Source organism: Aeromonas sp. 600948 (assembly GCF_049174875.1).
Taxonomy (GTDB): domain Bacteria; phylum Pseudomonadota; class Gammaproteobacteria; order Enterobacterales; family Aeromonadaceae; genus Aeromonas; species Aeromonas veronii_A.
In genome coordinates this window covers 156,007-166,146 of the sequence record NZ_JAAKTY010000007.1, presented here as the reverse complement: position 1 = coordinate 166,146, position 10,140 = coordinate 156,007, and the positions used below count along the sequence as shown (strand labels likewise).

Genomic DNA, 10,140 nt, shown 5'->3' with positions numbered 1-10,140 from the left:
TCAGAAGTGAAACGCGGTAGCGCCGATGGTAGTGTGGCATTCGCCATGCGAGAGTAGGACACTGCCAGGCACCCAATTTCAAGATTACGCCCAGCGTGGTCTTTACCGGTTAGTGTGCTGATATGGCTCAGTCGGTAGAGCGCATCCTTGGTAAGGATGAGGTCCCCAGTTCGATTCTGGGTATCAGCACCATTTTCAAGTTAGTTTTAAAAGCTTTTGCCTGACGGCAATAGCGCCGTGGAACCACCTGATCCCATGCCGAACTCAGAAGTGAAACGCGGTAGCGCCGATGGTAGTGTGGCATTCGCCATGCGAGAGTAGGACACTGTCAGGCACCTATTTAGAAGAGGCCTCCCATCCGGGAGGCCTTTTTGCATTTCTGGGTTCCAAAAATCTGCACCGCCGCCGGCATTTTAGTAAAAGTGCTGGGCTATCAAGGGATTGCCCGTTACTCTTTAGCCGTTACCGATTAACACGTGATGCTGCCAGCGAGGTATTGATGGCTACGTTGAAGGAAATTGCACAGGAAGCGGGGGTTTCTCTCGCGACGGTATCCCGGGTACTGAACGAGGATCCCAGCCTGAGCGTCAAGGAAGAGACCAAGCAGCGGATCTTCGAGATTGCCGAACGGCTGGAGTACAAGACCAGCAGCGCCCGCAAGGGGGTACACAAGAGCAAGCTGCACTTTCTGGTGGTCTATGCCTATCCCCAGAGTACCGAGGTCAACGACCCTTACTATCTCGCCATCCGTTATGGTATCGAGACCCAGAGTGCCCGCCTCAATATCGAACTGACTCATCTCTACAACTGTGGTGAAGGGCGTGAATTGAGCGCCGTGGATGGCATTCTGGTGGTCGGTACCCTCACAGCCGAACGTCTGGCCCAGCTCAGGGCTTGTTCCAGCCAGCTGGTGTTTGTCGACTGCCGTTCACAGGGAGAATTCGACTCGGTCGATGTGGATCTCGCCCTGATCAGCCAGCAAGTGGTGGATTATTTTATCGCTCAGGGACACCAGCGCATCGGTTATATCGGTGGCCAGGATGAGAATCCGGATCTGCGCGAACTGGCCTTCCGGGATTATGGTCAGCGGCTGGGGGTGGTGCAGGAGAGCGATCTCTATCGTGGGGACTTCTCCAGCGCTTCCGGCTACCAGTTGGCGAAGGAGATGCTGGCAGGGGATTGGCCCAAGGCGCTGTTCGTCGCCTCCGACTCCATCGCCATCGGTGTGCTGCGTGCCATTCATGAGAAGGGACTGGCGATTCCCCAGCAGATCGAGCTTATCAGCGTCAACGATATCCCGACCGCCAAGTTCACCTTCCCGCCGCTCTCTACGGTGCGGATCCACTCCGAGTTGATGGGCTCCCAGGGGGTCAATTTGCTGGTTGAGCGGCTGCGAGACGAGCGGGATATTCCCCTTCGGGTGCTGGTACCGAGCAAGTTGACCCTGCGTGGCACCACTCGCTGATTTTAGTAAAACATTCTGCTTTTTAGTCGTGCCATCTTGCGGTGGTGCGACTCCTCTCCCAAGTAAACTTATTTCCCATATCATCCCGTGACGTCATATCGTATTGTTTTATAGTTGATTTTATTGCATTTCAGCCAACGGCTATCAACATCTATGCCACTCATCCATATCTTGCCCTCCTTTATCTCCCGCTTCTGATCTCGCTCACAAAACCATCTGTTCATTGTGATCAGGTTAAAACTTTACCAATCCAAATCTGATATTTAGTAAATGTTTATCTAGAGTTTACCCAGTTAACGTTGCCTTGTTCCGGGAGGACATGTGAATAACTGGGAAAACGTCCAATTCGTTGGTGAAAACAGGCTGGCCCCGCGTGCCTACTTCTTCTCTTATGCCGACCACGCGCTGGCGGCCACCATGCAGCGCGAGCTGAGCCGCCGTTTTCTGAGTCTTGGCGGCCAGTGGCAGTTCCACTACTTCGACCACCCCCTGCAGGTGCCGGAGGCCTTCTATCACAGCCCCATGAGCGAGTGGGGCCAGCTCACCGTGCCCAACATGTGGCAGATGGAAGGACATGGCCAGCTGCAGTACACCGACGAAGGTTTTCCCTTCCCCATCGATGTGCCCTTCGTGCCGACCAACAACCCCACCGGTGCCTATCAGCGCAGCTTCACGCTGAGCCCGGCCTGGGACGGCGAGCAGGTGATCATCAAGTTTGACGGGGTGGAGACCTACTTCGAGGTCTATGTGAACGGCCACTACGTCGGCTTCAGCAAGGGCAGCCGTCTCACCGCCGAGTTCGATATCAGTGCCTACGCCAAGGTTGGCGAGAACCTGCTGTCAGTGCGGGTGATGCAGTGGGCCGACTCCACCTATATCGAAGATCAGGACATGTGGTGGATGGCGGGGATCTTCCGCGACGTCTATCTGGTGGGCAAACCGGCCGCCCATGTGCAGGACTTCTTCATCCGCACCACGCTGGCCGATGACAATCAAAGCGCCACCCTGAGCTGCGATATCCAGCTGGAGAATCTTGGGGCGGCTACCCGTGATCACCGTCTGGTCTGGGCGCTGCTGGATCAGGGCAGCGAGATCGCCAGCGGCTCGCTCGATCATCTCGCCATCGACGGCAACTGTGACTGCCGCTTCACGCTGGATCTGGCCAACCCCCATCTGTGGAGTGCCGAAGACCCTTACCTCTATCAGCTGCAACTCTCCCTCTACAACGGTCAGGGTGAGCTGCTGGAGGTGATCCCGCAGCGGGTCGGGGTGCGTGAAATCAAGGTCAAAGATGGCCTCTTCTACGTCAACGGTCACTACCTCAAGCTGCACGGGGTGAACCGCCACGACAACGACCACCTCAAGAGCCGCGCGGTCGGCATGGACCGTGTTGAACGCGATATCGTGCTGATGAAGCAGCACAACCTCAACTCGGTACGCACCGCCCACTACCCGAACGACCCGCGCTTCTACGAGCTGTGCGACCAGTACGGTCTGTTCGTGATGGCGGAGACCGACGTGGAGACCCACGGTTTTGCCAACGTCGGCGATCTCAGCCGCATCACCGATGACCCCTTCTGGGAGCCGGTGTTCGTGGATCGCATCGAGCGCCACGTGCACGCCCAGAAGAACCACCCTTCCATCATCATCTGGTCGCTCGGCAACGAGTCCGGCTACGGCTGCAACATCAGAGCTATGTACCAGCGCTGCAAGGCGATCGACCCGACCCGGCTGGTGCACTACGAAGAGGATCGCGATGCTGAGGTGGTGGATGTGGTCAGTACCATGTATTCCCGCGTCTCCCAGATGAACTGCTTCGGCGAGTTCCCGATGGAGAAGCCGCGCATTATCTGCGAATACGCACACGCCATGGGCAACGGCCCGGGTGGCCTCAACGAATATCAGCAGGTGTTCGACCGTCATCCCCACATTCAGGGTCACTACATCTGGGAGTGGTGCGATCACGGCATTCTGGATCAGGACGAGCAGGGCCGCCCCGTTTACAAGTACGGTGGCGACTATGGCGACTACCCCAACAACTACAACTTCTGCATGGATGGCCTCATCTACCCGGATCAAACCCCGGGGCCGGGCCTGCGCGAATACAAGCAGGTGATCTGCCCGGTCAAGGTGCGGGCGCTGGATCTGGCGAGCGGCAAGCTGGAAGTGGAAAACCGCTACTGGTTCTCCACTCTCGACGATATCCGCCTGCTGGTCGAGGTGAAGGCCGAGGGCGAACTGCTGGCCAGCCAGCAAATCCGGCTGGAAGGGATTGCTCCCGGTGCCACCAATGAGCTGCAACTCGAACTGCCATCCTTCGATGGGCGGGAAACCTTCGTCCAGCTGCGGGTCATCAAGGCCAGTGCCACCCGTTACAGCGCGGCGGAGCACGAGCTGGGCCAGTACCAGTTCCAGCTGAAAGAGTCGACTCGCCAGCTGCGACCCTTTGCCAACCCCAACGCCACTCCGTTGCATATCGCCGACGAGCGCCTCGACCTGACCTTGAGCGGCAGCGGCTTTGACCTGCGCTTCTCGCGCCTCGACGGCAAGCTGGTGAGCTGGCAGCAGGATGGTATCGAGCTGATTGAGCGCTCGCCGCGCCTCACCTTCTTCAAGCCGATGATTGACAACCACAAGCAGGAGTACGAGAGCCTGTGGCACCCGAACCACCTGCAGATCATGCAGGAGCACTTCCGTACCCTGAGCTGGCGTCAGCTGGGTGACGCGGTCGAGGTGACGGTCGAGAGCCTGATCGCGCCGCCGGTGTTCGACTTCGGCATGCGCTGCCGCTACGTCTACACCCTGAGCCCGAACGGCCAGCTGCACGTGGCACTGTCCGGCCAGCCCTACGGCGGTTATGACGACATCATCCCCAAGATCGGCTTCGAGCTGGGCATTCGTCAGGATCTCGACCGGGTGCACTACTACGGCATGGGGCCGGGTGAAAACTATCAGGACAGCCGCCAGAGCAACTGGATCGACAGCTTCCAGAGCACAGTCGGCGAGATGTGGGAGCACTACCCCTTCCCGCAGGACAACGGCAACCGCCAGCAGGTGCGCTGGGCGACCCTGACCAACCGCCACGGCGCCGGTCTCTACGTGCGACCCGATGCCCCCATCAACCTGAGCGTCTGGCCCTACAGCTGGGAGCATATCCACGCGGCGCAGCACATCAACGAGCTGGAGCCCTGCGGTTATCTCACCCTCAATCTGGATCACAAGGTACTGGGGCTCGGCTCCAACTCCTGGGGCTCCGAGGTGCTGGACTCCTGGCGGGTGCGCTTCGAGCCATTCAGCTTCGGCCTGACCCTGCTGCCCATCGCCCGTGGCAACCTCAATCCGGCTGCGCTGGCCGGGCTCGATCTCACCATCAACGGCGGGAGGAACCTCGCATGATCACCCTGGACAACCTGACCCTGTTCAAAAACATCTACCGGGAGGGCAAGAAGTGGGGCCGCTGCGTGGAGGCCATCAACAACCTGCCGAACCTCAAGCCCGGTATCTGCCACTCCATCGGTGACTCCCTAACTTACCGCTTGCAGGAGGGGGCCAGCCCGGCCACCTCACTGTTCGAGGGGCAGCGCCGCTATTTCGACGTCCACTACTACCTGGAAGGGGAAGAGACGGTGGAGTGGGCTGCCAAGCCGGATCTGCGGGTCGAGCAGGCCTATGACGACACCACCGACCGCGAGTGGCTGGCAGGCGAGGTGCGCGAGCGCCAGAAAGTCGGCAACGGTCAGGTGGTGATCTTCGAGAACGACGAGGCTTACCGGTTTGTCGGCGACGGGCCGGTGCGCAAGGTGATCATCAAGGTCACCGTCGAAGGCGGCTACTTCAAGAACAAATAACAAGCCGCCGGTTCTGCACTGATAAAAGCCGGAAGGGCGGGGCACACCCTACAAACCATGCCCCGCCCTTTCGCTGAGATAACTACAGGTCTGGAGATGCCCCATGTCTGATTCCAAACGCAATACGATAGGCAAGTTTGGTCTGCTGTCGCTCACCTTCGCGGCGGTATTCAGCTTCAACAACGTCATCAACAACAACATCGAAATCGGTCTGGCCTCGGCCCCGATGTTCTTTCTGGCCACCATTTTCTACTTCATTCCGTTCTGCCTGATCATTGCGGAATTTGTGTCACTGAATAAGAACTCCGAAGCGGGGGTTTACGCCTGGGTGAAGAGCTCCCTCGGCGGTCGCTGGGCCTTTATCTCCGCCTACACCTACTGGTTCGTGAACCTCTTCTTCTTCACCTCGCTGCTGCCGCGGGTTATTGCCTACGCCTCCTATGCCTTCCTCGGCTACGAGTACATTCTCACCCCGGTGGCGACCACGGCATTGAGCATGGTGCTGTTCGCCTTTGCCACCTACGTCTCCACCAACGGCGCCAAGATGCTCGGCCCCATCACCTCGGTGACCTCGTCCCTGATGCTGCTGCTGACCCTCTCCTACATTCTGCTGGCGGGTGCGGCACTGGTGGGCGGCGTGCAACCGGCTGACCCCATCACGGTAGAGGCCATGATCCCCGATTTCAGCTGGGCGTTTCTGGGCATCACCACCTGGATCTTTATGGCGGCCGGTGGCGCCGAGTCGGTGGCGGTCTACGTCAATGACGTGAAAGGGGGCTCCAAATCCTTCGTGAAGGTGATCATCGTCGCCGGGATCTTTATCGGGGTGCTCTACTCCATCGCATCGCTGTTGATCAACGTCTTCGTCCACAGCGACACCCTGCAATATACCGGCGGCTCGGTGCAGGTGTTCGAGGGGCTGGCAGCCTACTTCGGTTTGCCTGAGATCCTGATGAACCGCTTCGTGGGTCTGGTCTCCTTCACCGCCATGTTTGGCTCCCTGCTGATGTGGACGGCGACCCCGGTGAAGATCTTCTTCTCCGAAATCCCGGCCGGCATCTTCGGCAAGAAGACGGTCGAGCTGAACGAGAATGGCGTGCCCGCCCGTGCAGCCTGGATCCAGTACCTCATCGTGCTGCCGCTGATGGTGATCCCGACCCTGGGCTCCAACACCGCGCAGGATCTGATGAACACCGTCATCAACATGACCGCTGCCGCTTCCATGCTGCCGCCGCTGTTCATCATGCTGGCCTACCTCAATCTGCGTCTGAAGCTCGATCACCTGCCGCGGGATTTCAGGATGGGTTCGCGTACCACCGGCATCGCCGTGGTCTCGGTGCTGATCGCCATCTTCTCGGTGGGCTTCCTCGCCTCCACCTTCCCGACCGGTGCCGACATCATGACCATCATCTTCTACAACGTCGGCGGGATCGTGATCTTCCTCGGCTTCGCCTGGTGGAAATACAACAGATACGAGGCCTCCCTCAGTGCCGAAGCGCGTGCCAAAGAGGCCCAGCCGGCGGCGCAGGTTGCCATGCAGACGCCATAGGCACTGAATTGAATCCCAATCAAATCGGGTGGCAGTTGGCCACCCGCAAACCGTTAAACCATAAAAGGAAAAGAGCATGAGCGAGACGATCGAGTTTGCCGAATTCAAACGGGTCGAGATGAAGGTGGGCAAGGTGCTGGAGGTGGTTCGTCACCCCGGGGCCGACAAACTCTACATCGTCCAGATCGACGTGGGTGGCGAGCGGCCGCTGCAGACCGTCACCAGTTTGGTGCCTTATTACAGCGAAGAGGAGCTGATGGGCAGCGAAGTGGTGGTACTGACCAACCTCAAGCCCACCAGGATGCGCGGTGAGCGTTCCGAGTGCATGTTGCTCTGCGCCGAGACCCCGGACGAGAGCCAAAGCGTGCTGCTGCAGCCGCGGGTGCCGATGGCGCCGGGCACCCCGATCGTCTGAATGGTATTGCGAGCCGGTGCGGGAGACGGCACCGGTTCAGCAACGAGGCCGCCCTCGCGGCCCGATCATAACAAGAGAGTAAAGCGCGGGGCCGACAGACCCTTGCCGAACACATCACAGAGTCACAGCGTTACCCGCAGGGAGCGCAAGTCCACTGGAGGACACCATGTCTGAATCCGTACGCGGCACCATAGGCAAGTTTGCCCTGTTGTCGATGACCTTTGCCGCCGTGTTCAACGTGCGCAACATCGTCAACAACAACATCGAGCTGGGGCTCAGCTCCGCCCCTATCTTCCTGCTGGCGACCATCGTCTACTTCATCCCGTTCGTCTTCATCATCGCCGAGTTCGTCTCGGCCAACAAAAACTCCGAGTCGGGGATGTACGACTGGCTGAAAAAGCCGCTCGGCACCCGGATGGCCTATCTGGGTTCGTTTCTCTACTGGTTCGTGAACCTGTTCTGGTTCGTCTCCCTGCTGCCCAACGTCATTGCCTACGCCTCCTACGCCATGCTGGGCTATGAGTACAGCTTTTCGCCCATGGTCACCTCGATCATCTCCATCGTGCTGTTTGCGGCGGCGACCCATATATCCACCAAGGGGGCGAGCTGGCTCGGCAAAATTGCCGAAATAGTGGCCTACGGTGTGTTTGCCCTGTTCGCCATCTATGTGCTGGGCGCCCTGATGGCCCTGAGTGGCGATCATGTGCCGGCTCAGCCCATCACCCTGGAGGCGATGACTCCCACCGTCAACTGGGCTACCCTCGGAATCATGTGCTGGATCTTTCAGGCGGCGGGCGGTGCCGAGACGGCGGCCGCCTACCTCAATGACGTGAAGGGCGGCCAGAAGTCCTTTATCAAGGTGATCATCAGTGCGGGTATCGTCATCGGTGCCATGTATGCGGTCGGTTCCCTGCTGGTGAACGTGTTCGTGCCGCGCGAGAGCCTCACCTATGCCGGCGGGATGGTGGAGATCTTCACCGGCATGGCGCAGTACTTCGGGCTCTCCGAGGCGCTGGTGGGCCGCTTCGTCGGCGTGGTGCTGTTTATCGCCATGTTCGGCTCCATGATGATGTGGACCTCGGCGCCGGTGAAGATCCACTTCTCCGAGATCCCGCAGGGGGTTTACGGCGAGAAGACCACCCAGCTCAACAAGCACGGCGTGCCGGTGCGCGCCGCCTGGTGGCAGTTTGTCTTCGTGTTCGCGATGCTGGTGGTCAACGGCTTCGGTTCCGAGTCGGTGCAGCAGATGATGAACACCGCCATCAACCTTACCGCCGGCACCGCCATGTTGCCGCCGATCTTCATCATGGTGGCCTACTTCGTGTTCCGCTGGAAACATGACGATACCCCCCGTGACTTCCGCATGGGCTCACGCACCTTCGGCATGGCGGTGGTCTCGGTGCTGATCGCCATCTTCGTGGTGAGCATGAGCGCCTCCGCCTTCCCGGCCGGGGTGGATCTGGTGCGCGCCTTCTTCATCAACGTCTTTATGACCGCGGTCTTTTCGGCGCTGGCCTACTGGTGGATCTCCCGCTTCGAGAAGCGGCAGGCTCGCAAGCTCGCCGGCAATGAGAAGAAAACCGGCAACGGCCAGCTGGCCAGCCAGCGCTGATCGGCTGAGCGAAAAAACGAGACGGGCGGCCTGGGTCGCCCGTTTTTTTATCCATTTCGCGCCGGTTTGGCGCTATCTGGCCGCGGCTCATCAACTTCCGCTATTCGACAAAGCAAAGGCGTTAAGCATTGATGAACAATTAACCGCTGCACAACGTTGCGCCTCTCCGTTATCGGGGTAAGCTGGAGGTTCGTTTTAGCGGGAGGTGCCAGACATCTCCCGCTCTGTTTCTTGTCCTCCCCAATCCTGACTGTCGCCACGGCAGCAGGATGCCCTTCTGATGGAGACCTTTCGTGCGTCTGGATCCCTTTACTGTTGTGCTGATTGCGGTGGTCACCCTGGCCTCCCTCTTTCCCTGCGAGGGGCAGGTGGCCGTCTGGTTCGGTCTGCTGACCAAGCTGGCGGTGGCGCTCTTGTTCTTCATGCATGGCGCCAAGCTGTCGCGCCAGAACCTGCTGGCGGGGCTGGGCCACTGGCGGCTGCATCTGGTGGTGATGCTCAGCACCTTCGTGCTGTTTCCGCTGCTCGGGCTGCTGCTCACTCCGCTGGTACCGAGCTGGTTGAGCCCGGCTATCTACCTCGGCTTCCTCTATCTCTGCGCTTTGCCAGCCACCGTGCAGTCGGCTATCGCCTTTACCTCGATGGCGGGGGGCAATGTGTCGGCGGCGGTGTGCAGCGCCTCGGCCTCCAGCATCCTCGGCATCTTCCTCTCGCCGGTGCTGGTGGGGATGATGATCCACGTGCAAGGGGAGGGGATCGACACCTGGCACTCCATCCAGTCCATCATGATGCAGCTGATGCTGCCGTTCGTGGTGGGCCACCTGTCGCGCCCGCTCATTGGCCGCTGGGTCGACAGCCATCGGCCGCTCATCGGCAAGCTGGATCAGAGCTCCATCCTGCTGGTGGTCTATGTCGCCTTCAGCGAGGCGGTGGTGCAGGGGATTTGGCATCAAGTAGGCTGGTACGATCTGGCCAGTATCGTGCTGCTGAGCTGTGTCTTGCTGGCGCTGGTGCTCTGCTGGAACGTCTGGATCAGCCGTCGTCTCGGCTTCGACAAGGCGGATGAGATCACCATCGTCTTCTGCGGCTCCAAGAAGAGCCTCGCCAACGGAGTGCCGATGGCCAACGTTATGTTCCCCGCCGCCAGCGTCGGCGTCATGGTGCTGCCGCTGATGATCTTCCACCAGATCCAGCTGATGGTGTGCGCCGTGCTGGCGCGCCGCTATCACGAGCAGGGAGATTGATACTCGC

At 59.6% G+C, this 10,140-nt stretch carries 7 protein-coding genes, 1 tRNA gene and 1 rRNA gene; all 9 read left to right on the top strand.

All coding sequences use genetic code 11. The features are described 5' to 3' along the window. Positions 1-116 precede the first annotated feature (116 nt). The 9 genes from G5182_RS08695 to G5182_RS08655 all read left to right on the top strand — a co-directional run bounded on the left by G5182_RS08695 (position 117) and on the right by G5182_RS08655 (position 10,133). Positions 117-192, top strand: a tRNA-Thr gene (locus tag G5182_RS08695). Between the two features lie 27 nt (positions 193-219). Next, positions 220-334 (top strand): 5S ribosomal RNA (rrf, locus tag G5182_RS08690). Between the two features lie 165 nt (positions 335-499). Continuing rightward, positions 500-1,465, top strand: coding sequence for a transcriptional regulator EbgR (gene ebgR / locus G5182_RS08685; RefSeq protein WP_058056272.1), 966 nt, complete (start codon positions 500-502; stop codon positions 1,463-1,465). A gap of 321 nt (positions 1,466-1,786) precedes the next feature. Further along, positions 1,787-4,861, top strand: coding sequence for a beta-galactosidase subunit alpha (gene ebgA, locus G5182_RS08680; RefSeq protein WP_227341738.1), 3,075 nt, complete (start codon positions 1,787-1,789; stop codon positions 4,859-4,861). Beyond that, complete coding sequence (locus G5182_RS08675) at positions 4,858-5,313, top strand: beta-galactosidase subunit beta (protein WP_149153830.1); 456 nt, start codon at positions 4,858-4,860, stop codon at positions 5,311-5,313. Before ebgA ends, G5182_RS08675 begins: the two co-directional genes overlap by 4 nt. Before the next feature lie 103 nt (positions 5,314-5,416). Further along, positions 5,417-6,862, top strand: coding sequence for an amino acid permease (locus tag G5182_RS08670; protein ID WP_227341739.1), 1,446 nt, complete (start codon positions 5,417-5,419; stop codon positions 6,860-6,862). 76 nt (positions 6,863-6,938) lie between these two features. Beyond that, entirely contained in the window at positions 6,939-7,277 is a 339-nt protein-coding gene (locus G5182_RS08665; RefSeq protein WP_026080427.1) for a tRNA-binding protein, read from the top strand. 166 nt (positions 7,278-7,443) lie between these two features. Next, positions 7,444-8,889 (top strand): amino acid permease, encoded by a 1,446-nt coding sequence (locus G5182_RS08660; protein WP_158113477.1) that lies wholly within the window; start codon positions 7,444-7,446, stop codon positions 8,887-8,889. Between the two features lie 293 nt (positions 8,890-9,182). Continuing rightward, complete coding sequence (locus G5182_RS08655; protein WP_129504946.1) at positions 9,183-10,133, top strand: bile acid:sodium symporter family protein; 951 nt, start codon at positions 9,183-9,185, stop codon at positions 10,131-10,133. Positions 10,134-10,140 lie beyond the last annotated feature (7 nt).